Annotated in this window: 22 protein-coding genes and 1 pseudogene; 18 read left to right on the top strand and 5 right to left on the bottom strand. The window is 62.9% G+C overall.

The window, feature by feature from the left end:
* The first annotated feature begins 61 nt into the window (after positions 1-61).
* The 8 genes from BLW05_RS32335 to BLW05_RS32300 all read left to right on the top strand — a co-directional run bounded on the left by BLW05_RS32335 (position 62) and on the right by BLW05_RS32300 (position 7,924).
* Positions 62-736 (top strand): hypothetical protein, encoded by a 675-nt coding sequence (locus BLW05_RS32335; protein WP_143044987.1) that lies wholly within the window; start codon positions 62-64, stop codon positions 734-736.
* A gap of 10 nt (positions 737-746) precedes the next feature.
* Positions 747-1,658 (top strand): sugar ABC transporter substrate-binding protein, encoded by a 912-nt coding sequence (locus BLW05_RS32330; protein ID WP_093168507.1) that lies wholly within the window; start codon positions 747-749, stop codon positions 1,656-1,658.
* 45 nt (positions 1,659-1,703) lie between these two features.
* The gene (locus BLW05_RS32325) at positions 1,704-2,492 is read left to right on the top strand and encodes an SDR family NAD(P)-dependent oxidoreductase (protein ID WP_093168505.1); all 789 of its coding nucleotides are present in this window, start codon (positions 1,704-1,706) and stop codon (positions 2,490-2,492) included.
* On the top strand, positions 2,489-3,499 hold the full coding sequence (locus BLW05_RS32320; protein WP_256330600.1) for a Bug family tripartite tricarboxylate transporter substrate binding protein: 1,011 nt from the start codon (positions 2,489-2,491) through the stop codon (positions 3,497-3,499). Before BLW05_RS32325 ends, BLW05_RS32320 begins: the two co-directional genes overlap by 4 nt.
* An 8-nt stretch (positions 3,500-3,507) precedes the next feature.
* On the top strand, positions 3,508-3,879 hold the full coding sequence (locus BLW05_RS32315) for a cupin domain-containing protein (RefSeq protein ID WP_093168501.1): 372 nt from the start codon (positions 3,508-3,510) through the stop codon (positions 3,877-3,879).
* A 41-nt stretch (positions 3,880-3,920) separates the two neighbouring features.
* A complete protein-coding gene (locus BLW05_RS32310; RefSeq protein WP_256330602.1) occupies positions 3,921-5,342 on the top strand; it encodes an aldehyde dehydrogenase family protein in 1,422 nt (473 codons plus the stop codon).
* A gap of 48 nt (positions 5,343-5,390) precedes the next feature.
* Complete coding sequence (locus tag BLW05_RS32305) at positions 5,391-7,178, top strand: thiamine pyrophosphate-binding protein (RefSeq protein WP_093168499.1); 1,788 nt, start codon at positions 5,391-5,393, stop codon at positions 7,176-7,178.
* A gap of 362 nt (positions 7,179-7,540) precedes the next feature.
* Positions 7,541-7,924 carry a PaaI family thioesterase gene (locus BLW05_RS32300; RefSeq protein ID WP_093168497.1) on the top strand — a complete coding sequence of 128 codons (384 nt, stop codon included), beginning with the start codon at positions 7,541-7,543 and terminating at the stop codon, positions 7,922-7,924.
* 64 nt (positions 7,925-7,988) lie between these two features.
* Here the strand turns inward: BLW05_RS32300 and BLW05_RS32295 are convergent, their stop codons facing one another.
* Positions 7,989-9,011, bottom strand: coding sequence for a beta-keto acid cleavage family enzyme (locus BLW05_RS32295; protein WP_093168495.1), 1,023 nt, complete (start codon positions 9,009-9,011; stop codon positions 7,989-7,991).
* A gap of 52 nt (positions 9,012-9,063) precedes the next feature.
* On the opposite strand from BLW05_RS32295, the gene BLW05_RS32290 reads away from it, so the two are divergent.
* From BLW05_RS32290 to BLW05_RS32280, 3 genes are all read left to right on the top strand, one after another.
* Positions 9,064-9,915 (top strand): aldo/keto reductase, encoded by an 852-nt coding sequence (locus BLW05_RS32290; protein WP_093168494.1) that lies wholly within the window; start codon positions 9,064-9,066, stop codon positions 9,913-9,915.
* A 399-nt stretch (positions 9,916-10,314) separates the two neighbouring features.
* Complete coding sequence (locus tag BLW05_RS32285; RefSeq protein WP_093168492.1) at positions 10,315-11,826, top strand: Fic family protein; 1,512 nt, start codon at positions 10,315-10,317, stop codon at positions 11,824-11,826.
* Positions 11,827-12,122: 296 nt separating this feature from the next.
* Positions 12,123-12,533 carry a cupin domain-containing protein gene (locus BLW05_RS32280; protein ID WP_093168490.1) on the top strand — a complete coding sequence of 137 codons (411 nt, stop codon included), beginning with the start codon at positions 12,123-12,125 and terminating at the stop codon, positions 12,531-12,533.
* A gap of 66 nt (positions 12,534-12,599) precedes the next feature.
* Here the strand turns inward: BLW05_RS32280 and BLW05_RS32275 are convergent, their stop codons facing one another.
* The gene (locus BLW05_RS32275; protein WP_093168489.1) at positions 12,600-12,974 is read right to left on the bottom strand and encodes a RidA family protein; all 375 of its coding nucleotides are present in this window, start codon (positions 12,972-12,974) and stop codon (positions 12,600-12,602) included.
* Between the two features lie 423 nt (positions 12,975-13,397).
* Complete coding sequence (locus BLW05_RS32270; RefSeq protein ID WP_093168487.1) at positions 13,398-14,864, bottom strand: aminotransferase-like domain-containing protein; 1,467 nt, start codon at positions 14,862-14,864, stop codon at positions 13,398-13,400.
* Positions 14,865-15,230: 366 nt separating this feature from the next.
* Here BLW05_RS32270 and BLW05_RS32265 point away from each other — a divergent pair, with 366 nt between their 5' ends.
* The 6 genes and pseudogenes from BLW05_RS32265 to BLW05_RS36760 all read left to right on the top strand — a co-directional run.
* Positions 15,231-15,467 carry a hypothetical protein gene (locus BLW05_RS32265; protein ID WP_093168485.1) on the top strand — a complete coding sequence of 79 codons (237 nt, stop codon included), beginning with the start codon at positions 15,231-15,233 and terminating at the stop codon, positions 15,465-15,467.
* 515 nt (positions 15,468-15,982) lie between these two features.
* Positions 15,983-16,471 carry a Cache 3/Cache 2 fusion domain-containing protein gene (locus BLW05_RS32260; protein WP_093168483.1) on the top strand — a complete coding sequence of 163 codons (489 nt, stop codon included), beginning with the start codon at positions 15,983-15,985 and terminating at the stop codon, positions 16,469-16,471.
* A 454-nt stretch (positions 16,472-16,925) separates the two neighbouring features.
* Positions 16,926-17,402 carry a nuclear transport factor 2 family protein gene (locus tag BLW05_RS32255; protein WP_093168481.1) on the top strand — a complete coding sequence of 159 codons (477 nt, stop codon included), beginning with the start codon at positions 16,926-16,928 and terminating at the stop codon, positions 17,400-17,402.
* A gap of 279 nt (positions 17,403-17,681) precedes the next feature.
* Positions 17,682-18,359 carry a tetratricopeptide repeat protein gene (locus tag BLW05_RS32250; RefSeq protein ID WP_093168479.1) on the top strand — a complete coding sequence of 226 codons (678 nt, stop codon included), beginning with the start codon at positions 17,682-17,684 and terminating at the stop codon, positions 18,357-18,359.
* 230 nt (positions 18,360-18,589) lie between these two features.
* Positions 18,590-18,985 (top strand): alpha/beta fold hydrolase, encoded by a 396-nt coding sequence (locus BLW05_RS32245; RefSeq protein WP_371127005.1) that lies wholly within the window; start codon positions 18,590-18,592, stop codon positions 18,983-18,985.
* Between the two features lie 965 nt (positions 18,986-19,950).
* Positions 19,951-20,153, top strand: a pseudogene (locus BLW05_RS36760) (tyrosine-type recombinase/integrase); the annotation flags it as partial.
* Positions 20,154-20,266: 113 nt separating this feature from the next.
* On the opposite strand, the gene BLW05_RS32230 reads toward BLW05_RS36760, so the two are convergent.
* Entirely contained in the window at positions 20,267-21,295 is a 1,029-nt protein-coding gene (locus BLW05_RS32230; RefSeq protein WP_177142901.1) for an ABC transporter substrate-binding protein, read from the bottom strand.
* Positions 21,296-21,910: 615 nt separating this feature from the next.
* Here BLW05_RS32230 and BLW05_RS32220 point away from each other — a divergent pair.
* Positions 21,911-23,707 carry an adenylate/guanylate cyclase domain-containing protein gene (locus BLW05_RS32220; protein ID WP_093168471.1) on the top strand — a complete coding sequence of 599 codons (1,797 nt, stop codon included), beginning with the start codon at positions 21,911-21,913 and terminating at the stop codon, positions 23,705-23,707.
* Positions 23,708-24,003: 296 nt separating this feature from the next.
* On the opposite strand, the gene BLW05_RS32215 is transcribed toward BLW05_RS32220, so the two are convergent.
* On the bottom strand, positions 24,004-24,996 hold the full coding sequence (locus BLW05_RS32215; protein WP_093168469.1) for a methyltransferase: 993 nt from the start codon (positions 24,994-24,996) through the stop codon (positions 24,004-24,006).
* Positions 24,997-25,240 lie beyond the last annotated feature (244 nt).

The raw sequence follows: 25,240 nt of genomic DNA, 5'->3' as shown, positions 1-25,240 counted from the left end.
GATCGGTTGCTGAATATTAGCGAATAGACGGTTAAGGGTTACGGGACGACCATTCGCTCCCATGAATGCGCCTACGACCCCGTCGCTTGCGGCCAACCCCGGCGGCATGCTGGCGATCTGGCACGACGTGGCGCCCGGCCAAAGTGCCACGGTGCGCGAGTGGTACGGCCGGGAGCATCACTTCGAGCGCCTCGCGATCCCGGGCTTCATGGAGGCACGCCGCTTTGATCGGGTTGCCGGCACTGGCGCCGAGATCTTCGGCGCCTACCGCGTGACCGCACCCGAGGTGTTGAACAGCGCTGCCTATCGCGCCCGCGTCGATGCGCCCAGCGCGTGGACACGCGAGTCGATGCGCCACTTCCGCAACATGTCACGCACGGTTTGCGTCATCACAGGCCGCGCGGGGCAGGCCCAAGGCGGATTCCTGGCGGCGCTGGCCTCGCCGCGCGGCGAATTGGTCGACGCGCCCGCGACCTGCGATCAGCTATTGAGTCCGCCCGGCGTGCTGCAGGTCACTGCTTTGGCCGCTGAACGCAAGGCGCCCGCGGCGTCCAGCACCGAACAGGGGCTGCGCAACGGGCCGGACGCGCAGATCGCCTGGGCGCTTCTGTTCGACACCGACAGCCTCGAGGCGGGCGAACGAGTCCTTGAGGCGGCCCAGTCGCTCACCGGCTGCCGCCAACCTGTCCAGGCTGCCGTCTACAGACTCTGCTTCGCCGCCCGAAACCCCTCTTGAGGTCTAAACATTGGAACACCTTCGCATCATCACCAAGAACCATACCAACCCTGCGTACGGCGGCGCGCTGGTTGGTGCGCGCACGGTGGCACAACGCATGGGTTGCACCCTGGACCATCGTGCGCCGGAGATGGCCGACAGCCCTGAGCAGCAGTCCGCTTTGATCGATCAGGCCATCATCGATCGACCGGACGCGATTATTCTGCTGCCTGCGCACGCCAGCGCAATCAACGATGCCATCGCGCGCGTCAACGCTGCGAACATCCCTCTCGTGCTGTTCGTAAGCGAGCCGACTGCGGGGAGATGGGTAGGCTTCATCGGGTCCGACGACACACGCATGGCCACCACGCTCGCGCACACCGTGCTGCCTCGACTGCGCCCGGATGCCAAGGTGGCCATCATCGAAGGCCACCCAGACTCCATCACAACACCACAGCGCCGCAGGGGGTTCGAACAAGCACTTGCGCAGTACACAGACATGCAGTTGGTCGACGTGGTGTCGGGCTACTACCAGCACGCGCCTGGCCGCGAGGCGGCGCTGACGTTGTTGTGGCGGCATGCACGACTCGATGCGATCCTGACCGCCAACGACCTGATGGCGATGGGCGCGCTGGAGGCCTTCGTGCAAACCGGACGCAGGGTGCCTATGGTGAGCATCAATGGCACGCCCGATGCCGTCGCTGCCGTCCGGGCAGGTAGCCTGGCCGCCACCGCCTCCTTCAACACCCACCGCTTCGGCTGCCTGGCCGTCGAGATGGCTCTACGCCACCTGCGCGGCGAGCGCGTAGCGCGCCGCATCGATCTGGCGCCCGACATCATCGATGCTGGCAACGCGGCCGAGTGGGACAGACCGTACGAACAGCGCGTCTGCCCAGACTGGGACCAAGTGGTCGCGAGTGATGCCGCATCGCAGATCGCCTGAAACCCCCTTTTCCTTTCCACTCACACATCTCAGGAGACTCATTCCATGCGTTTGAAAGACAAGGTTGCGTTCATTACTGGAGGCGGTGCTGGCATCGGTGCTGCTGCCGCTGTCCGCTTCGCCAGCGAAGGTGCGGCAGTGGTTGTGGCCGAGATCGATCAAGCTCGCGGCGCCGACCTGGCGGAGTCCATTCGCGCCCATGGTGGCAAGGCCAAGTTCGTCCGTTGCGACGTGACAGACGAGGCATCCGTCGAGCAGGCGGTGGCCGAAGGCACTGCGGCTTTCGGCGGCCATCTCGACATCCTGTACAACAACGCGGGCGGATCCACCCCGCACGACGATATGGTGACGGTTGTCGACATGGATGAGTTCTGGCGATGCATCAAGCTGGAGCTGCTAGGCACCTTTCTCTCAAGCCGCTTCGGGATCCGTGCCATGCAGAAAGCCGGTCGCGGGGGCTCGGTCATCAATACGGCTTCTTACAACGCCACCATCGGCACCTCCGGGCGCGACTGCTATACCGCCGCCAAGGGAGCGGTGATTGCGCTGACCCGCTCCATGGCCGTGGAGTACGCTCCCGACGGCATCCGCGTCAACTGCATTGCCCCGGGCGTCGTGATCAGCCCGCGCATGACCAAGTTCCAGCAGGACTTCCCCAACCATCGCATTTTCGACAAGAAGAATCGCCACCACCGGCCGGAGGTCCCCTCACACCTGCTGGGACCGATCGAGATCGAGGACTTGACCCACATGGCCTTGTTCCTGGCCTCCGACGAATCAAAGCGAATCACGGGCCGAATCGAGCTGGTGGACAGTGGCGCCACCGCGTCTTGATCGTCGCCACAAGTCCAAAAGGAGACAACATGCATAAGACCGTCCTTGGCGCGCGCCGCCTTTTTCTGGCCGCTGGCCTCGCGCTGTGCGTCCCTGCCTTTGCGCAGGGGGCAGCCACCTTCCCGAACAAGCCGATCCGCATGATCGTGCCCTTTACGCCCGGCGGCGGCTCGGACGCGGCCGCGCGCTTCTTTGGCGAAAAGCTGTCGGCCGCGCTCGGTCAACCGGTTCTGGTGGACAACCGTCCGGGCGGCAACAGCGGATCAATCGGCACAACATTCGTGAAGAGCCAGCCGGCGGATGGCTACACGTTGCTTCTGGGCAGTACTGCGCCGCTGGTCACCAATGTGGTGATGGTGAAGGATCTTCCCTACGACGCTGCCAAGGATTTCAAGCCGGTGGCGGGCCTGACCAAGAACATGACCGCCATCGTGGTCCCTCCCGGCTCGCCTTACAGGACGCTGGCCGAGCTGGTGGCTGCGTCAAAGAAGTCCGCCTTGAACGCGGGCACCGCCTCCGAAGGCTTCCACCTGGCGGCCGACTGGTTCGCCAGTTCCGCCGGCTTCAAGTACACGCACGTGCCCTACAAGGGCCTCACGCAGGTATTAACCGACGTTGCCGGCGGCTATCTGGATTGGGCCATCGTCGACCTGGCGGGCGCGACGCCGCTGCTGCAGGGCCATCGCATCCGCGCCCTGGCCGTCACGGACGAAGCCCGGCATCCGTTCTTTTCGAGGGTTCCGACAGTGAAGGAGAGCGGCTATCCGGAGTTCGTGTACAACACTTGGACCTCCATCCACGTGCGTTCCGACACACCCGACGACATCACGGGCAAGCTGGCAGAAGCCACGATGAAGATTGTGGCGTCGGACGCCGCCCGCGCGTACGCCCAGAAGGCAGGCACACAACTGTTGCCGCTCGGGTCGGAGGAATTCGCGAAGTACCAGAGAGAGGAAGTCGAGCGCTTCCAGAAGGTGGCGGAATCTTCCGGCATCAAGCCTGAGTGAGGCCGCAGATGACAGACTCTTTCCTCGCCAATGTCGCCGAGATCGACTGGCTCCAATATCCCGGGCACTTCGGTGGTGCGCTGTCGAAGCCCTTGGTCACACCGCATACCTGCGGATCGCGCCGCATCGATCACCGCATCTCCTGCTACCAGCCGATGGCGCATGTGGCCGAACACGTGCACAAGGTGCAGGAACAGGTCTATCACGTGCTCGAAGGCGAAGGCCTTCTCACGCTCGATGACGAGCGTCGCGTGATGCGGCGTCACGACTATGTGTTCGTGCCGCCCGGTGTGCGACACAGCTTCACCAACACGGGGATCGGTCCTCTCGTGTTCCTCGTGGTCACCACGCCGGTCGAAGACGGCGAGGCTCCGCTGTGAGCGCGAGCGCATCCGCGAGCCACGTCGGCGCCGCGAAGCAGGTGGGTCTGCGCCAGGGCCGGCTGTTCATCGATGGCCGATGGGTCGAGGGCGAGCACACCGCGGTCGTGCTCGACAAGTACCGCATGCAGCCATGGGGCGAAGCGCATCTGCCTTCGCGGTCGCAGGTCGGCGAAAGCATCGCCGCCGCGCAGGCCGCGTTCAAGCGCAACACGCTCGACGCCAACGAGCGCGGCGCGATCCTCGACCGCGCGGCCGTCTTGCTGGAGCAGCGCGGCGAAGAGCTCATCGCGATCCTCCAGGCCGAGGCCGGCTTCACGCGGCATGACGCCGCGGGCGAGCTGCGGCGTTGCGTGATCACCTTCCGTCTCTCGGCCGAGGAAGCACGCCGCTTCAGCGGCGAACTGGTGCCCATGGAAGGCGCGCCGGGCCAGACGGGCCGCATCGGCTTCACCTTGCGCGTGCCGCTGGGCGTGATATGCGCGATCACCCCTTTCAATGCGCCGCTCAACACCGTCGCGCACAAGGTCGCGCCCGCACTCGCGGCAGGCAATGCGGTGGTGCTCAAGCCCTCTCTGCACACGCCGATGACCTCTTGCGTGATGGCCGAGGTCCTCGAGGCGGCCGGGCTTCCGGCGGGGCTGATGTCCGTCCTGCATGGCGGGGCGGAGGTCGCGCAATGGCTGCTCGACGAGCCTGAAGTTCGCTTCTACGCCTTCACCGGCAGCACCGAGGCGGGCCGGGCGATCCAGCACCGCGCCGGACTTCGCCGCACGCAGATGGAACTGGGCTCGATCGCCCATTGCGTGCTCTGCGACGACGCGGATCTCGACACCGCGCTGCCGAAGATCGTCAATGCCGCGTACCGCAAGGCGGGCCAGGTCTGCACCTCGGTGCAGGTGCTGCTGGTGCATTCGGCCGTGCTGCCCGAGGTCGAGCGCCGCCTCGCCGCGATGGTGGCTGCACTGCCCTACGGCGATCCGCAGGCGCCCGGCACGGTTGTCGGGCCGGTGATCAGCGAGGCATCGGCACAGCGCATCGAGCGCTGGGTCGACGACGCGATGCGCATCGGCGCACGCAGGCTCGCGGGCGGCGAGCGCCGCGGCGCGGTGGTGCCGCCGACGCTGCTCGCAAACGTCGACGCCACCACGCCGCTCGGCTGCCAGGAGGTGTTCGGCCCCGTCATGTGCATCGCGCCCTTCGACCGTCTCGACGAGGCGATCGATCGCGTCAACGCCACACCCTACGGGCTTGCCACCGGCGTCTTCACCAACCGTCTCGACGACGCGCTGCGCGCGGCACGAAGGCTCGAGGTCGGCGGCGTGCACATCAACGAGACCTCCAGCTCGCGCGTGGACCTCATGCCTTACGGCGGCACCAAGGACAGCGGCTTCGGCCGCGAAGGCCCGCACCACGCGATCCGCGAGATGAGCGAAGAGCGCATGGTCACGCTGCTGCCCTGATCCGCCCCATCCACGAACAGACACATCGAGAAAGAAAGAGACACGCCCATGGCAAGAATGAAGGGTGGCGAGCTGATCGCCGAATACCTCGTCAAGCAGAAAGTGCCCTACGTGTTCGGCATCTGCGGACACGGCAACGTCGGCATCCTGGATGCTCTGCACCAGGTGCGCGACCAGGTGAAGATGGTGTCGCCGCGCCACGAACAATGCGCCGGCCATATGGCCGACGCCTACTTCCGCGTGAAGCACGAGCCGGTCGCGACGCTGACCTCCACCGGCCCCGGCTCGGCGAACATGGTGATGTCGCTCGCGACGGCGCTGTCGGACTCGTCGGCCTTCCTCGCGATCACCGCCAACGTTCCGACCTCGCAGGCCAACCGCGCGCCCTTCCAGGAGCTGTACGCACACAACCAGGCGGACTTCGCGCAGGTGCTGCGTCCGGTGGTCAAGCGCACCTTCCAGCCGACGCGCGTGGACATGCTGCCGCTGGCGCTGCGCCAATCCTTCGACACCATGGTCACGGGGCGGCCCGGTCCGGTGAACATTGACATTCCGTACAACGTGTTCCAGGAGGAGGCCGAGGTCGAGGTGCCGCCGGTCTCGCATCGTCACGGCGGCCATCGGCCCGGCGCGAGCGACGCCGACGTCGCCGCCGCGCTGGAGCTGCTGGCCGCGTCGAGGAAGCCCGTGTTCTTCATCGGCCACGGCGCGACGCTGGCCGAGGCGGGGCCGGAGATCACGGCGCTGTCGCAACGGCTCGGCATCCCCGTGATCACCTCGCCGAACGGCATGGGTTGCGTGCCGGCGGACGATCCGCTGACGCTCGGCTTTATCGGCCGCAACGGTGCCTATCCCGCGAACCAGGCCGGCCGGCATGCGGACCTCGTGCTGTGCATCGGCACGCGCTTCGACGACCGCTCGTCGTCGAGCTGGCATCCGGGCTATTCGTGGAACTTCCCGTCCACGAAGCTGCTGCACGTCGACATCGATCCGCTGGAACTGGGCCGCAACTACCCGCCGACGCTCGGCGTGATCGCCGATGCCAAGGTGTTTGCGACGCAACTGCTGGCCGCGCTCGACCACCGGCGCGACGTCGAGGCATCGCGCTTCGGCGCATGGCGCGGCCAGGTCGGCGAATGGCAGGCCGAATGGGAAGCCTTCGTGCGTCCGAACTTCAGCGCCATCACGACGCCGATCCGCCCCGAGTACGTGGTCGACGCGCTGCAGGACGTGCTGCCCGACGACGTGATCCTCTCGCTCGACTCCGGCGTGCACCACAACTGGTTCATGCAGTTCTGGAAGCCGAAGCGCACGCAGAGCATGCTCAACAGCTGGGGCTACTCGTCGATGGGCTTCGGCGTCTGCGGCGTGCTGGGTGCGCAGCTCGCGGCGCCCGACCGGCCCTGCGTCGCAGTGGTCGGCGACGGCGGCTTCATGATGGCGCCCTACGTCGTCGCGACGGCGGTCGAGTACGAGTTGCCGTGCGTCTGGATCGTGTGGAACAACTTCGCATGGGGCGCAATCCGCGACTTGCAGTACGGCCTGTTCGAGGGGCGTGAACTCGGCACGGCCTTCTACAAGGGCAAGCAAGGCCCCGGCGGCGAACGCTACAACCCCGATTTCGCGGCCTGGGCGCGCGCCTGCGGCGCCGACGGCGTCACCGTCACGCGCAGCGAGGACCTGCGCGGCGCGGTCGAGCAGGCGGTGCGCAATCGTCGGCCCTGCGTGATCGACGTGCACGTCGATTCCGAAGTCCGACCGCCCTCCACCGGTACCTGGCAACTGCCGCCGATTCCCTACAAGGAACCGGTGTTCGGCAAGCCATGGTTGGTCTGAGATTGTGGCAAGTGGACGCCCTGACGTTCGGTGTGCAGAATGCCTGCGGGCCGATGGCGAGCGCATCGTGGGTCGCCTGCTCGACATGGTCCGCGGACGGGCGTGAGCCGATGGACGTGGCCTTCGCGTACCCAGCAAAGGAATGTCTGCAGAGCCCTAACCTGCCGCTCATGGGTCGTCGACGGCCTCTCCGGTACCGACTTCACGGTTGACACTATCGACCTCGGGGCTCTGAGAGATGCGAGCATGGAAGGCCGCAGCGGCCGACGGATTTCACGGAAATGATCGACAGGGGTCGAGATGCCGGTGGACGGGGGCGCTCGATCTGAAGAACCGCTTCAAACGCTGGTACGCTGCCGCACATGCATCATCCGTTCGCTGAACATATCGACTTGGCCGTTGAAGAACAGCGCGCGGGCTTCAGCAAGCTCAGTCTGGTTGTAGGGACACGCCACCTCAATCCGCATGGCGTCGTGCATGGTGCGATTGCCTATGCCATGGCCGACACTGGCATGGGCGCTGCGCTCTACCCGACGCTTTCGACTGAGCAGATCTGCGCAACCATCGAGGTCAAGATCAACTACTTCAAGCCGATCGTCAGCGGCCGTCTTGTCTGTGTGACCGAGCTCGTCAATCGGGGAAAGGCGGTGGCGAACTTGACCTCCAAGATTTACGTCGATGACAAGCTGGTAGCGCTGGCCAACGGAAACTACGCAATATTCACCCCCGGAAAGTCGGGCGTCTAGCTAGATGCGAAGGCCTTCACGAGGGAGAAACGGCGTTGCGTGGCTTGTCTCCTTCGCAGGATTTTTATGCGGCCTTGCGCAGGAAGCCTTGCTGGCGGCCTGGCGCGTTGGGTGCAAAACCGTTGGCGGCCAGTGTTTCTTCCACGGTGTCGTAGAACACGCCGATGCGACAGATATCACGCGCCTGCTTCGCCGTGGCGATCGGACGACCCAGTTCGCCCGAGATGCGCACCAATTGCTCGATCTGCTTGGCGGTGCCGATCTTCGCGGTGCGCGTCTGGTTCCACAGGTTGTCTTCGGTGCCGGTGCGCACATGCAGGCCCGCGGCGATGCCCCACATGTTCACGGGGAGCGTGTTGAGCACAGAACTCTCGGCCGTGAGCACCGCGCCGTCGGGTACGCCGCGCACGAAGTTGGCCAGCGTGTAGAGGTTGGGCGAATCAATGCCACCGCCGATCGCCACCCAGTTCAGCACCAACGGGCCCTTGTAGATGCCCCGGCGAATGAGACGCTCCACGGACTCGAAGCTGTTCTGGTTGTAGCACTGGAACTCGCTCTGGATGCCTGCGGCAGTGAGGCGCCGGATGTGTTCTTCGGCCCAGCCAGGTTGGGCGGGCACGGTCATTTCCTTGTAGGCATTGAAGACCACCGGGTCTTCCAGTGAGCTGCCTTGCACGTCGCGGTAGTCGAACTGCTCCAGGAAGTTCATCTGCGAGGTATTGATGGTCACGGTCACCTGGTCGGGCTTGGGATCGAGCTCGGCAAGCATGTGGCGCGTGTCGTCGCTGAGCCACTTGGCAGCTGCGCCTTCGGTCTCCGGCGCGAAGCTGATGGAGCCGCCCACCTGGATGATCATGTCCGGCACCCGGGCGCGCACGCCGGCGATCAGTTCGTTGAACTTGGACAGGCGCTTGCTGCCCTTGCCGTCGAGTTCGCGCACGTGCAGGTGCAGCACTGTGGCACCGGCGTTGTAGCAGTCGACCGCCATCTGGATCTGTTCTTCCATCGTCACCGCGATTTCGCCAGGGAAATCCGAGGGCACGTAGGAAGGCGCATAGGGCGCGGCGGTGATGATCAGCGGTTGCATGTTCTCGGGGAACAGGTGGCCATCGTCGCTGCCGAACTTGGTCTCTGCGGTAATGGCTCACGTGACCTTGAACAACGGCATCCAGATGCCCATCCTCGGCTTTGGCGTCTTTCAGATTGCTGACGCGAAGGAATGCGAGCGCAGTGTCATCAGCGCGCTCGAGGCCGGCTATCGACACATCGACACAGCGGCGTCTTACATGAACGAAGAGGCAGTCGGCCTGGGCCTGCGCGCGAGCGGGGTCGTTCGCGAAGAAATCTTCGTGACGTCCAAGCTGTGGGTGCAGGACGCGGGCTACGAAAAGACGCGCCTTGCCATCGACAAGTCGCTTCGCAAGCTGCAGCTGGACTACCTCGACCTCTACCTCATCCACCAACCGTACAGCGACGTGCACGGTTCATGGCGAGCGATGCAAGAGGCCTACAAGGCCGGCAAGCTCAGAGCCATCGGCCTGAGCAACTTCCAGCCCGACCGGTTCATGGACATCAAGGCCTTCAACGAGGTGCCGCCCGCGGTCAACCAGATTGAAATCAATCCCTTCCACCAGCAAGATGAGGCCGTGGCGTTCATGCGGGAGAACGGTGTGCAAGCCGAAGCGTGGGCGCCGTTTGCGGAAGGGAGGAACAACCTCTTCACGAACCCGGAGCTGGTGGCCATCGGCAGCAAGTATGGGAAGTCGGTTGGGCAAGTCGTCCTGCGCTGGTTGGTTCAGCGTGGCGTTGTCGCTCTCGCGAAGTCTGTCCGCAAGGAGCGCATGGAAGAGAACCTGAACGTCTTCGACTTCCAACTGGACGACGGCGACATAGCTCGCATTGCGAAGCTGGACACAGCAGCCAGCAGCTTTTTCTCGCATCGGGACCCGGCCATCGTCAAGTGGATGGCCGAGCGCAAGCTCAATGTCTGAACGTGAGACGCATGGGCCGGCCTTGCCGGTGTCCTACAGCTCGCCCCACTGTCCTGCCATACGTCTCGAAACTAGAGGCCGTTTGATGGGCGGCTGAACGCAGCCAATAACCGGCTCGAATGACCGCTCCGGAGAATTCTGTACAGCCGGTTCGGGCCCAACCGGGCGGCTCGTGTGACATGCAGAATGCGGCCAACACCGGCCCTTCGGAGACTGGCGGCCCCTACTCCAGACAGCGGCGTCGACATCCTCGCAGCGAGGCTGGATGGGGCCAGCCAGACCGACTCAGCCATGGAATAGAGGTTTTCAGCCAAATTCCAATCGGAGTAGAGATTTTGTAGAAGAATGGCTAGGATGTAGAGAAAATCTCAGATTTGTAGAGCTTTTCTCAGCCCAACAATGGCCACCCGGCTCGGCTACAACGCCCTCATCGCCCGCTTCAACCTGGCGGTGCCCCCGCCTCACCAGACCTTTTGGCTGAGCGAGCGCTCAGCGGAAACTCGCGCGCAGGCCGCCGACGGCACGGAACGCATCGACTTGCCCCGCGGTCGCGCCTCTGCCGAGCAGTCCACCGTAGAGCAGCTCACCTTCGCCCTTAAGCGCGAGCACCTGAACCTTACGGTGCTGGGTGCCCTCTTCGAGCACCCGCAGGTGCTGACGGACATCCAGGAATGGCTCACCAGCCGGCCCACCTCCGGCTACGCCCGCCAAGCGGGCTACCTTGCGCACTGGTTGGCCGGCGCGACCTTCGACTACCGGGCGCCTGCCGGGGCCCCGCGGGTCCGGCTGCTGGACGCTGACAAATACCTGGTTGGCCCGGAGACGTCCAGCCCGCAGTTCGCCGTGGTCAACAACCTGCTCGGCACACGCGAGTTCAGCCCGCTCGTGCGCAAGACCGAGCCTCTGCAGGCGCTGCTGGCCGAAGACCTGCGTGGCAGGGTGGCCCGGGCAATGCATGCCATCGAGCCGGAGATGCTCAGCCGAGCGGTGGACTACCTGTACCTGTCGGAAACCCGCTCGACCTACGGCATCGAAGATGAGGTGCCCGATAACAATCGCGCCGCCAAGTTCCGACATCTGCTCGAGGTGGCCGGTGAGCCCGGCGAACTCAGCGAAGAGCAACTATGCGAGTGGCAGAACCTCATCGTGACGCCGCCGAGCGCCGAATACAGCTATCGAACTTCCCAGAATTGGCTATCGCGGCCGGGGCGGCTGCGCAACATCGCCGACTTCGTCCCGCCACCGGCCGAACTGGTGGGTCCCATGATGCAAGCCGTCGCCCGCGTGGCGGCATGCGCCAGCGAAGGTGTTCTGGACCCTGTGGTGGCTGCGACTTGCGCCGCTTTCGGCCTGGTCTTCGTGCACCCGTTCTTCGACGGCAACGGCCGGCTCCACCGCTTCCTGCTCCACCACGTGCTGCGCCAGTCCGGGTTCACGCCGGCGGGGCTGGTTCTGCCTATTTCGGCCCGCATGCTCAAGCAGTTGGACCGCTACTCGAACCTGCTGAAGGCGTATTCGCGGCCGCGCACGGCCCTGCTGAACTACCGCCTGGACAGCGACAGCGCCACCATCCACGTGACCTCGCCCCAGCCCCTGTGGCTCTACGCCTACTTCGACGCGACGGAGCTTTGCGAATTCGTGCTCCAGTGCTGCAAGCTTTGCGTGGAGGAAGACCTAGCCGCTGAGGTGGAGTATTTGCGCAGCCATGACCAGGCGGTGCGTGAACTGGAAACTTGGCTGGATATGCGTCAGGCGAAGCTGAACTCTCTCATCGACATCATCGTGCAGGGACACGGCTCACTTTCCCGTCGAAAGCGCAACTTCGTCGAGGAACTCACGGACGAGCAGGTGCAACGCATCGAGGAGGTCGTCGCCCGCAATTTTGCCGAGTACATCGACAAGCGCGTGTAGACGTTTTCGCGGGCGGGTCGCTGGAAATGGCAGTTTTCGTAGTTTCGTAGACCGTTTTGCCACCGGTAGACCTTCGCGTAGAAAAATCTCCCGGGCCGGGCGCCATGCGATGAGCGCAGCCAGCCGCATGTGAAGCCGCGCATCGGCCGAGGCCTGCAGGTTCGCGTCGGAGCGAATTTCTCTGTAGCAGGATACGGCCAGACGTTCGGCTCTCGGTCAGAATTCGGCGGGAGTTCTCGCGTTGGAGCGGCGGGAGCGAGACGCAAGTTCATCTTTGGCATGCCGAAGGAGAAGTCATGGCAACAAGCATTGCTTACGTGCGGCTGTTCGCTGACGCCGCAGGTGCTTCCCATATTGAGCGAGACCTTCACATTCGGCTCGAACCAACCAACTTCGTCCCCCCGGCACCGTCCATCCATGTGTCTGCGCTTCTGCCCGCGACTGCATGTGCGTTCCTCAGCGTCCCCATCGCGTACTTTGGCGACTGGCATCCCAGTCCCAAGTGTCAGTGGCTCTTCTTCCTGTCGGGACAAATGGAGTTCGAGGTGTCCGACGGCGCACGCTTCCTGGGCGTTCCAGGCTCGACGGTCTTGCTCGAAGATGTGGTCGGCCAAGGGCATCGAAGCCGGGTCGTCGGTGACGAGGCTGCCATCATGGCTGCCGTTCAGTTTCAGGTCGACCGCCCCGCCGAGCCAGTCGGCGGCTGACGGCCCAAAAGCCGACGCAAAGCGTCGGGGTCCGGTGCCTGGCCGGACGACAGGTTCATACGAGGCTCAGGCCTTATAGGCAACGGCCTCGATTTCCACCTTGCTGCCGGCCACGTTCTTCGCCTGTAGGGTCGAGCGTGCCGGCCTGTGACCATGGAAGAATTCGCCATAGACGCGATTGAATTCCTCGAAGTCGCTGACGTCTTCGAGCCAGACGTTCGTCTTCACGACATCCTCCATCGAGCAACCCGCGAGCGCAAGCGCATGAGCAACGTTCCTCAACGTCTGGCGCGCGTGTGCCTCAATGCCGCCCGCGATGATGCGGCCGTCTTCATCTCTTGCCACCTGACCGGATACGAAGATGAAGCCTCCGGCCTTTGTTGCCATCGAACGGGGCAGGTTGCGCGTAGCCTGATTGGTCTCTGAAAAGCATTCAATCATTTCGGTACCCCCAAGAAGAACACCCTGGGCCCTTGCGACCCACGATGGTCGGGTGGGACCGCTCTCAGAAAGACCGCAGGCGCTACGCCTTTTACACCTCCCACCTTCGACAGTCATCCGTTTCATCCACTTCCTGCGAGCATCGCGAGATGCCTTCAACTAGGGCGCGCATCCGCTTGAGGCACTTCTCGCCGACTGACCGGGCGACTACAGTCGGGACGAGTTTCAATGAGTCGAAGGAATTCTAAACTTGCCACTCGGCAGCGCGTAAAGCGCAGTCGTCCACGACGCCTTCAATCATGTCGCCAAGAAGTCGGGGGCTACCGCTTTAGGCCTTCGCGCCATCTTGCGGCGAAGTGTCGACGACTGAATAGAAGCCGCGCGCGTGACGAAGGGGCGGACGTCGAACTGCATTGACGCCAACTAGGGTCTCGACGAAGGCTCTTCGAAGCTTGGCCCCGATTTTCCAGTTGTAGATTTAAGCTGCGCGTTAGCGAGATCTCCAAGACTCCTGATAGCCCCTTCCAAGCGCGGGTCGCCGAGATACCCGTAGTTAATGCGCAGATGCCGGGTGTATCGGCGGTCGGCTGAAAACAAATGGCCGGGCGCTACGCCTATGCCGAGCCGAAGAGCGTCCTTGTGCAGTGCGAGCGTGTCGACACCTTCTGGCAGCGCGAGCCACAGGAAATAGCCGCCCTCGGGGCGCGTGACCCGCGTTCCAGTCGGAAAGTATCGATCGATAAGCCGCAAGCAGGCAGCCTGCTGGCGGCTGAACGAATGCCGCAGGGCGCGCAAGTGACGATCGAAACTCTTGTGTTGCAGGTACTCCTGCAACGCCAGTTGCGAAGGAAGTGCCGTCGCCAGCGAACTCATCAACTTGTTCCGCCCCAAAGTGGCTGCGAAGCGACCGCCCGCTACCCAACCGATGCGATATCCGGGTGCCAGGGATTTCGAGAAAGAACTGCAGTGCAGCACCCAGCCAGCCCGGTCCCAAGCCTTGGCCGGTGGCGGTCTCCGAGGCCCATGCGCGAGCTCGCCGTACACGTCGTCTTCGATCAACGGTATGGCGCGAGTGGCGAGCATGCTGACCAGTTGCTCCTTGGCTGCGTCGCTCATGGTGCAGCCCATTGGGTTCTGGAAGGTCGGCATGAACCAGCAGGCCTTCACCGGATGCTGGTCGATCACGCGAGCAAGAGAGCCGAGATCCACGCCTGTTCGCGGGTGGGTCTCAACCTCGACCGCGCGAAGACCGCGCCGCTCCAGTGCCTGCAACGCAGCATAAAAGGTTGGCGTTTCGATCGCCACGACGTCGCCTGGCTGCGTCACCGATTCGAGCGCAAGATTGAGTGCTTCCATCGCCCCGCTGGTGATGACCAGTTCTGACGCAGGAACATCCATCCCGACGCTGCCGTAACGGAGGGAGATCTGATGGCGTAAAAGGGCGTTTCCTGGTGACAAATCCTCGACGGTCTGCCAGGGATCCATCCGCTTGAGCGCTCGCGTCAGGCCGGCGGCAAGTTGCTCGAAGGGAAACAGCTCTGGCGACGGAAAAGCCGAGCCGAGCGGGACCATGTCGCGCTCGCGAGCCTGTGCAAGGACCTGAAAGACTAGCGACGAGACGTCGACCGACATGGACCGGAGGACAGGCTCGCTGGCGGCGAGTTCGTTGGCCGGCACTTCCGCGCGCGCTCGGACGAAGTATCCCGACCGCTGCCGCGCTTCGACAAGCCCTTGCGCCTCCAGCAGGTAGTAAGCAGAGAACACTGTGGACGCACTGATGCCCATCTGCGACTTCAGTTCGCGCACGGAAGGAAGGCGATCGTTCGCCTTTAGGCTACCCGCGCGAATGCGCTGAGCGATGTTGTCGGCAAGCTTCTCGTAGCGGTTCATGGGCATCTCCCTCTGATACGGTCGTCCTGGACCACTCCCAAGATTTTCGTATCAGATGTCGGCGTGCCCCGGAGCGACCACCGGCCTCCTTGCATCTGATACGAAAATTTTCAGGTGATCTGGTTCTGTACGTATCAGCCTGGAAGATGAACACTCGACAGCACGATGAGAGTGCTTCGGTGGTGCCGGCGGACTGCTCCGCCTTCCGACCGATGTCTTGCGTGCATTTCGACGCGCCTTGCGGACGCCCATTCAGCTCACCGCAACCGTTTCGTTAGATTGTTTTTCCGTTTCTTTATCGGTCTATTGAGCTACTTGCCGCAATGGGGCATTTCGCCGCCTGTCACCATTAATATCCTCTAAATCATGAATTCAATCCCTATCTCTTTTGTTATTTTCAAGGTTCTCGTGCTCAGCGTGGGCATGTATTTGGCCGTCAAGTGGCATTACGATCGGGGACAGAAGGAAAAGAATCAAAAGACAGCTGCAGTGGTACTGACATCTATTAAGGTGGGCGCGGCGTTCGTCGCTTCTGCGTTCCTCATGCTGTTCCTCACCTTTGAATTTTGCAATTGGATGGGTCTGGACCTGGCCATGCGGTGATTGGAAGTTTTCGGTCGATAGCCCGGATACAGTGCGACTAGCGGCACGAACCTCTCCACGACGGCGCGGTATTTGGCTGGCATGCCGACGTGCGAGGCACAAGCTCGCCGACGGTAAAGTTCTCGCCCAGAATTCATGTCAAGTGATCTCCCGACTGCATCGTCTCTGCTCTGCGTCAAATGAAGGACGCGGACAGCCGGGAGTGAAACCGAGGCGCATGTTCGAATGACGCTTGGGAAGTTACTGCGAAAGCGTGCGCTCTGCGTCAAGTCCGCGTGAGAGCGGCTCTGGGCACCATAACAACGCGGTAGACGAAGGGCTGGTTTTGGCCGACTGTAGCCTGTTGAGGTCCTGCGCCGCTGGTAATCACGCCAACGCGACCTAGAATTCCTTCGAACGCACAACCACCCGTTTGGGGGATGTTGTCGCCCCTTTACCGGCAACGCTGCTCGGAGGGTCATGCCGTGTCAACAGCGCATCGATTCAGCTCAGTTGGCCCTTGGGTCGCCTCGGTAATGTTTTCCATTGCCACGACACTGTTGCCCATAACGGCCCATGCCCAACCGACGGAAAACGTCAAGCAAGCCATGTCTCTGTTGAAGGAAAGGACGGCCAAATTGGGCGCGCCTGCCATCAAGGGCGAAGACGCCGTCGCTGGGAAATCTGTGCCAGCGTTGTATTTTGGGGCCACGAAAATGAATAACTACTTTGTCGTGGTTGACGAGGTCAAGCAAGCCATGGGGGGAACTGCGACGTTGTTCGTCAAGAGTGGCGATGACTTCGTCCGTGTAGCGACAAACGTTCAGAAGGATGACGGAACGCGGGCTATTGGTACGGTACTTGACCCAAAGGGGAAGGCGATAGCGGCCATTCACAGCGGTGCCGCCTACTATGGTGAGGCAGATATTCTTGGAAAGACTTACGTGACGGGCTACGAACCGATTCGAGATTCTGGCGGGAGCGTCATTGGCGTTTACTACGTCGGGTATCTAAAGGGGCAGTGAGCAGCGTCACCGAGTGTCGGCTTCTGGCCGACGGCGGCTGGTCACCTTAGGGCGCCAAGCGCGCTTCATGCCAAAGCGCCTCGATAAGAGCCGAAGAGGCAGTATCTCCATCGACCACCAGTGACCGCGTCATCGCGTCTATGAGTTCTGCGCCGCTCGCGCCGCCGGCCTGGAGCATGGAGGTGCCTCTTTAAGGCGGCCAATTTGCGGCCGTCGTAATGGGCTCGGGCGTTCTGATGTGCCGACTGTCGGTAGTGCGTCCCGACGGCGACGGGACAGTTGCACGGGCGGACCTCGCCGAAAAGGCACGCTCCTGGATACACGACTACCTCAAGAGGTCCGCAGGCAGCTAATCGCATGGTCCTCCGCCATTGGCAGGCGTCGCTGGCTCGATTCGCTCAGTATCGGCTCACCCATAGAGCCGATACTTTGTTCGGCACGCATTCTCCACCGCATGTATGACATCCCCTATTGGGTGGTCTGGTCGAGCGAAATCGCCGAGACTAGACTTCTCGCCCCCTTTTACTTCCTTGAGGAGTTCACCATGGGCGCACCGACTGACACCGTGATGATTGGATTCGCGGCCTTCCAGAGGGGGGACATACCCGCCGTCCTCGAGCTGTTTCATGACGATGTCGAGTGGAGCTACCTCGCGGGCCCAGCCACCGGTACGCCGTATGGCGGCACGTGGAAAGGCAAGCAGCAGGTCACCGAATTCTTCAACAAGCTCGCGGAGGCCGACGACATTCTGGAATTCGAACCCCAGGAATTCCTCGAAGGCTCGGAGCACATCACGGTGCTCGGTCGCACCAAGGCCAAGGCGCGGTCGAGCGGAAAACTTTACGAGACCCGATGGGTTCAGGTCTTTGTCTGGCGTGGCGAAAAGATTGCGCGCTACATCGGTTCGTCCGATACGGCGGCAAGACTGTAGCCTCAACAAACAGACGCGAAGTAACGTCGGCATTCACGGCCTGGACCGACACGTCAGGGGTCTCGCAAACGTCATCTAGGGCGAATTCCGCGATGCCCGCGATCGCGTCGTCGCGACCGCTGGCCCGGTGTCGGTGATCGTCGCCGTGCCTGCGTGAAGCTCTTCCTATCAGGCCGGGCAAGCCGTCCGGCCTGGCCTTCCGCCGTCCTCCATTTGGGCGTTGACGCCTTGCGTTGAGAGACTATTGTTCTTGGGCGGCTCACCAGGAAGGAGGTCGCCATGTCCCCGGGCAATGTCAATCTCCTGAGCGCCGGCATGGCTGTCACCGGCGCGCTCATCACCATCGTCGCAGTCTGGCTGGGATTTCGCATGTGGGATCGCACCGGCCGGAGGTCGTTTCACATGCCGGCCACCAAGCCAAAGGAAGTCCAGCCCATCAACCTGAAGGACCCCATCCTTGCGCAGATTGTGCAGAAGGGATTCGAGCTCCAGACCGCCGGCCAGGACCGTGAGGCAATCCGCTACTTCGAGAAAGCGATCGCACTGGGCGGCGACGCGACCGAGACACTGCAGATCCTGGTTTTCACCGCGGACAGCTACTACCGGCTTGGCGAATACGCACAGGCGCAAGCCAAGGGAATTTACGCCCTCGAGATAGCTCAGGTTGCCGGGGCGAAGCCTGAGGCTGCTTCAGCCCACTGCATCTTGGGCGAGGCCGCAGTCAAGCTGGGCGAGTGGGAGGCTGCAGTCGAGCATTTCAATGAGGGAGCCGACCATTTCTCGCAAGCAGGAAATGAGAAGGCGGCGCGCAGGGCGCTCGATCGCCTGACAGAGCTCCTGGGGCAGGGTGCTGATCCGGAGAGCGCAGAGTTCTATCGCCATCTGGCCTCAGAGATTCGAAGCGGTGAATCCCTGAACTCCCGCGAGCGAGCGCAGACGCAGGTCAGTGTCCAGTGATCGGCTGGAGGACAAAGTGCCGGATGTGGTGTCCGACGGGGTTTCGATCCACTACGAGGCCAAGGATCGCCCGTGCTTCTCCTGGCGGGACTTGCTGGAGTAGGCACCTCCTGGGGCCCGCAGATTGATCTACGATCCATCACTGAGACCCCTTACGCAGCGCAACGATCATTTCCTCCATCGCGCGCGCGGACGCCTACTACCGACGTCAGTTCGCCATGCGGCGACGCATGCTGGCCGACTCCGGCCTGCGCGCATCGACTGAGGCCAACGCACTGTTCCTCTTCGATCCGAGATTCCAGCGCGAGCATCCTGAGCGGGTAGAGGCATGGGTGAACGCTGCGGCGGCCGTTGCGTTTGAGCCTGAGATTGGCCTTGCCAGGATCGACATGATCGTTGGGCACGACGCATTCGATGACCTGCCATCGATCAACACACCGACGCTGGTGTTGGTCGGTGCGCACGACTTCTGTGCTCCGTCATACTTCTCCGCGGAGCTCGCGGCGCGGATTCCGGGCGCCGAGTTCGCCATCCTGGACGGTGGTCATTTCATCTTCCTGGAGAAGCCCGAACTGCTGCACGACACCGTCGAGGCGTTCATCGCCAGGCATGAACAACAGCGTTGATTGAACCTTCGGATGCCGTTGTGCGGCGTGTCCGGACGAAATGCTTGCGCCGTTGCGGAAGTTGCGGATCCGCTTGATGTCGGTGAGCTGCCGTGCTCTTAGCGCTTCGGGGGATCGCGGCATCGACCACAACTAAGGGATGGCCCCGTGAGGTGACTGCCTGCGGGCGGCCATCTCATTGGCGTATGACTTCATCTGCAAGCGATGCCATCCGCTTTGGGACCGTCAGTCCCCGAGCTGGCGGCGATGACGCTGGAGCCCGTGCCGCGCAGGTGCACCGGATAGATCTCGGCTACGTAGGGAATGAGCATGGCGATCACACCGTTGGCGCTGAGCAGAGGGCAGTGGCCGTCACCACCGTTTGAGCCAAGCCGCCTGCTACGGCTGGCGAAGCCCGCCGTAGCAGGTCAGGTCAGCGAAAGCTTGGCAGCATCACCGAGAGATTGCCGTGAATGCCGGTTTGTCACCGACGACGCTAATGTGTCCCTTGCACGGCGCGGTGTCCTCTACTCGCAGCACGTCTCCCGGCCCGAAACGCCGAGTTTCGCCATCCGTGACGGTTATCGCCATGGTGCCTTGGAGGTAGACCACGAACTGCGCAGAGGGCGCAGGATGGAACGTGCGCCCTTGAAGATCCTGAACGCCCCACGCCCGATCGAAGCCGGCGAATGCTATTCGCGAGGCCGGATTCGCCTTAGTGAAGAACGGAGGGGCGGGCGGCGCGACATCGACCTTACCCAAGTCGGTCGTCACCGTCTCAAAGTGTGACTCGTTGTCTTGCGAGCAAAACAAGCGGGTATATGTGAACCGCGATGGATCCTGCGATTGCTGCACAGGTGGTCTTCCCGATGTCGTGCCGCACGCACCGAGCAAGACACAGACGATGCTTCCAGAAGCGACCTTCCAACTCATTGTTCCCCTCCTTGGTTTGATGCCTAGGTCAACCGGCGCGGCCGGGTTCTCGAGCTACGCCACATAATGTGACGCCTTTAGGGCGCTTGCGCCACGCGTTCGCGACGCATCTTCTGCAGGCCGGATACGACATCCGAGCGGTGCAAGATCTGCTGGGCCACGCCAACGTCCCCACCACGATGATCTACACGCGTGGTTTGAAGGTCGACGGAGGTGGCCGGCGCGCAGCCCTCTGGATTTGATGACCCCCCTAAGCAGGGTGCAAGAGGTCAACGGGGCGCCACAAAGCCGCCTTTCGAGAATGCCCGGAACTGGCCGAACTTTGCCACACGACCCCTGCTGAGCAATTCGCTCTGGGTGGCCTTGCCCTTACCGAATGACCTTATCAGCGCGCCGCAACAATGCCGGCGGGATTGCAATCCCGCGCGATTTGGCGGCCTCCAGATTCAAGACGAGCTCAAACTTGGTTGGCTGCTCGACCGGAAGGTCGTTGGGCCGCGCGCCGCGCAAGATCTTGTCCACGTACGTCGCGGCGCCGCGATAGAGCTCGTCCACGTCCGGGCCATAGGATACGAGCCCACCCGCTTCTACCATCAGCCGTGTCTCATACATGTCGGGCAGATGCATGCGCCTCGCGGCATCGACGATTACTCCGCGATGCTCGTAGGTCAGCGAGCTCACCTGTACGATCAGCGCCTGCGGACGGGTGCGCGCCATTGCTTCAAGGGCGGTCGTAACGTCACCCGAATCTCCGATGCTCACGTGGGATATTTCGAAGCCCAGTTGCCGACCGGCTGCCACTGTTTGGGCGACAAGTTGCTCGCTGGGTGAGCCTGAACCCTGCGCAGCGCCCCATGTGAGCACTGCCACCCTTGCGGCGCTAGGCACGATTTCGCGCAGGAGTTGAATGCGTTTTGCTGCCAGGTCGTTGGTGAGGAAGGAAAAGCCGGTGAGGTTGCCGCCCGGATGGGCAAGACTCGTGATCAGACCCGTGCTCACCGGATCGGCGGCTGCAGCCATGACGATTGGGATCGTCGAGGTGGCCTTTTTCGCCGCTTGTACAGCAGGCGTCACGGCCGTCACGATCACATCGACGTTGAGGCGAACGAGTTCATCGGCCTGTTGCTCCAGCTGAGCCAGGTCGTTGTCCGCCCAGCGGTACTCCACGATGATGTTGCGGTCGACCTCGTAGCCCAGTTCGCGCAATCGCTGGATAAAGGCTTCGTCGGAGGAGTTCGGACCAGAACGCAGGTTAAGGTAGCCGATCCTGAAGACCTTCTTCGGCAGCTGTGCAAGGCCCAGCGTTGGTGCGACGACCGCAGCAGCCGCCGCCGCCGCGCAAATGAACCTCCTGCGACTGCAGGCGACAACGCTATCTTGAATTCGTTCGCGGGCCATCGGTTGCTGACACACAGCCGCTATTATCAAGGCGAGCCAAGCGACCGAACCGCGGAGCGGGTGATATTCGCTGCCGCGACCAACCCCATCAGTGCTCGCTGCACTCCCGAACCAAATCGTCGTACGCGCCGCGTGCATCCGCTATCCCGAGAATTCTGAGGCGCAGCCAACCGGCTGCCGTTGGCCGGGACGGGTCACGCTTCTTCGAGTTCAACGTCTTGTCCTACCTGAAGCCTCGGCAAGTCGTTGGCAGTGGCGAGCACGAGCGTGAACACCGTCATGTCCGGCTTCCCATCTTCGGTCAGCGTTCGAGGTTGGGAGGTAAGGCTTGACGAGCACAGCACCCCACCCAGGCGGGACCTCTCGGAGATGGCGAAGTCACCCGGTTCGAGCTGTCGAGCAAAGAGCGACACAGGTATGTAACGGACGTCCGATAGCTGGCTTCGATAAATGAAGCGTCGAATGCCGTTCTGCAGCGAGTGCAGTCCTTAAAGAGGGCGGGGCGGACCGCGGCTTCGTGCCCCGACCCGACATTCGAAGCCTCGGCCAGCCAACCCTGACGCAGCCGCTCGAGATGTTTGGTCCACGAGCGAGGCGATCCGCCACAATGTCCGCATGCAAGCCCCGGACCTGCACAGTCGCCTTCTGGCCATCCTTGCCGCGGACGCCGCAGGCTACTCACGCCTGATGTCGCTGGACGAGCGCGGCACCGTCGCGGCGCTTGACGCCGCGCGCGCGATATTCCGCCAGCATGTCGCCTTGCATGGCGGACGCGTGATCGATACGGCCGGCGACTCGGTGCTGGCGGTGTTCGACAGCGCCGCGGGCGCCGTGACGGCGGCACTCGCGGTGCAGCGACACCTGGCGGGGCTCGCGACCGGCTTACCCGAAGACCGTTGCATGCACTTTCGCATCGGCGTGCACCTGGGCGACGTGATCGAGAAGGCCGACGGTACGGTGTACGGCGATGGAGTGAACATCGCGGCGCGGCTGCAGGGACTTGCCGAACCGGGCGGTATCACACTTTCGGACTCGATCCTTCGCGCGGTCAAGGGCAAGGTGGCGGCCAGCTTCGAGGACCAGGGCGAGCAGACGGTCAAGAACATCGCCGATCCCGTCCGCGCATACCGGGCCCGCGCTCCAGGCGACCCACCGACCCTGTCCGCCTCGCCTTCGGCCGCAGAGATTTCGCTGACTGTCGGCGACATCGCCTTGCGCCTGCCCGACAAGCCGTCGATTGCCGTGCTGCCCTTCACCAACATGAGTGGCGACCTGGAACAGGGATACTTCGCCGATGGCATCAGCGAGGACATCATTACGGAGATCTCCCGCATCCCGGCGCTGTTCGTCATTGCACGCAATTCGACTTTTACCTACAAGGGGAAGGCCGCCAAGATCCAGGAAATCTGCCGCGACCTCGGTGTTCGCTACGTCCTGGAAGGCAGCGTCCGCAAGTCGGGGCAGCGGATGAGGGTGACCGCGCAGCTGATCGACGGCGACACGGGCGGCCATATCTGGGCTGAACGCTACGATCGCGAGCTTGCCGACATTTTCGCCGTGCAGGACGACATCACCGAACAGATCGTCCGTGCCCTCGAAATCAGGCTCGCGGAGACCACGGGCACGGCGACCTCGCGCCTGGAAACCGAGAATCCGGAAGCCTACGATTGGGTCTTGCGCGGGCGCGAGCAGTATCGTCTGTTCACGAAGGAAGGCAACGCCGCAGCGCGGCTGCACTACGACAAGGCGATCGAACTCGACCCGGCCTACGCGCAAGCGCATGCGGGACTTGCCCTGACCTTCCTACACGATTGGTTCTCCGGTTCATCGGGAGCGCTGGAGCGGGCCTTCGAAGTGGCGCAGTTGGCCAAGAGCCTCGATCCGAGGCTGCCATTGGTCTACGAAGCACTGGCCAGCGTCCTGCTCTTCAGGAGGCAACACGACGAAGCACTCGAGGCCGTCAGACGATGGATCGAGATCGAGCCGAACAATGCCGAGGCCTACGCCACCCTCGCCGGCACTCTGCATTTCGCTGGCCAGCCCGAGCGGGTCGCTGAGTTGATCGAAAAGGCAAAGCGCCTCAATCCGTTCCATCCCTTCTATTACACGCTCTACATCGGCCAAGCCTGTTTCTTGATGGGTCGTTTCAAGGAGGCCGTGCAGTTCATCAAGCGAAGCATCGCCCATCATCCCGAATCGCTACCCTCGCATTTCTTTCTCGCCGCGTGCCACGGCCAGCTAGGTGAGGACGCCCTTGCGCACGAGGCCTTGGCGGAGGTCTGGCGCATCAGTCCCGGATTCTCAATGGCATCGGTGCGGGCCATCGCAGCCTACAGGCGTGCAGCCGATCTGGACTTGCTGACCGAAGGCCTGCGCAAGGCAGGGCTGCCAGAAGAAGCGCCGAGGGCGTGATGACTCTGCTCGCGCATCTGACCAATGCGAACTGGGTGATCTAGTACTCAGGCACAGCACGCACGCAGCGATTTGGAGCTGGGCCGTTGTTGGAAGCTCGCGTATTGGCAGCATTGGCCAAGTCCCACCTACATCAGGCCGCCCACAAGAAGCCGTTCGTCAAAGTCGGCAATTGGCCGAACTGTGCCACACGACCGGCGATGCTCCAGCTGTGCCATTACTGGCTGTCCAGCATGTCGCAAAGCGGTCGCTCAAGCGACGAACCAACAACGACTCGATAGGCCTCGCTCGCGTGCTCAGGCGAGCCGAGCTTCGAGGATTGAGATGGGGGCCTTGGTCGCGATCACCCGCTCCAGGCGTAGCCCGGCAAGCGACAGCAATTCTGCATACTGGCTTTCGGTCCGCTCAAGTCCACCAGGCACGGCCAGCATCGTCACATCGATCGCCTTGATCAGGGCAGGATCGTTCCCAGCGGGAATGATCGTCTCGGCAAGGAGAATTCGGCCGTTGCTCGCCATGGCCTTTCGGCAGTTTCGCAGGATGGCGGCGGCGCGCTCATCGTCCCAATCATGGATGACTTTTTTCAGGACGAGCGTATCGGCCGGGGGCACGCTCTCAAAGAAGTTGCCCGCGACAAGCTCGCTGCGGGGCAATGGGCCTCCCGCTGCGGTTCGCGCGGCAGCGATACCCGAGGGCAAATCGAACAGAACGCCGTGGAGGTGGGCGTTGCGGGCCAGGATCGCCGAAAGGAGTTGCCCGTGTCCTCCTCCGACGTCGACAACGCAGCGGGATGCGCTGAAATCGTACGCGTCCGCCACGGCTTCGTTACTGCCTTGACTCAAGGCGATCATCCCGCGCTGGAAGAGTGCGGCCTGCTCGGGATGGGCCCCGAGCCACTCGAACCTCGGGGCGCCGAAGACCTGGTCGAAGGCGGGCTTGCCTGTCTGAACAGAATAGGAAAGCTGCGCGAAGGCTTGAAAGGCTTCGCCGTTGATCATCCGTATGAAATCACGCGGGCTGGACTGCAGATCGGACCGAAGCGCCGCACTCAGTTCCGTCTGAACGAAGCGTCGGTGCGATACCTCGCGAAACACGCCTTCGCTGGCAAGCAGGCGCATGACGCGATAGAGCGCGTCGGCATTCGTTCGGGTAGCCTCGGCCAATTCGTCGGCCGAGCGTTCGCCCCCGGCAAGAAGATCCGCGATGCTCAGCTCGGCAACAACGCGAAGGGACTGCGAAAGCGCGAACCCGAAACCCATGCTCAGGATTTGTTGGGACGGTGTGCTCATCTCGGTCTCCTCAGGGCTGGCTGGTCTTGGCCGACGTGGCAGCTGAGGCCATTGTGCGCCGCGTCGCGGTGACGCGGCCACGCTCGCGGCGAGGAAAACGAAAAAGACCGGAAGCCTTAGAACCCGCCGCCAGGAAGCGAACTCCTTCGAAGGTCAGGTCTGGGCTGCCAATTTCCGAGGCGGCGTTGAATGACGAGTACTGCACGGCGGGTCGATACGGCATTGCTGGGCATCGCTTGATCAT

This window comes from Variovorax sp. YR216 (genome assembly GCF_900107745.1).
Taxonomy (GTDB): Bacteria; Pseudomonadota; Gammaproteobacteria; order Burkholderiales; family Burkholderiaceae_C; genus Variovorax.
The sequence above is the reverse complement of the archived record's forward strand: the minus strand, read 5'-3'. Positions and strand labels throughout refer to the sequence as shown.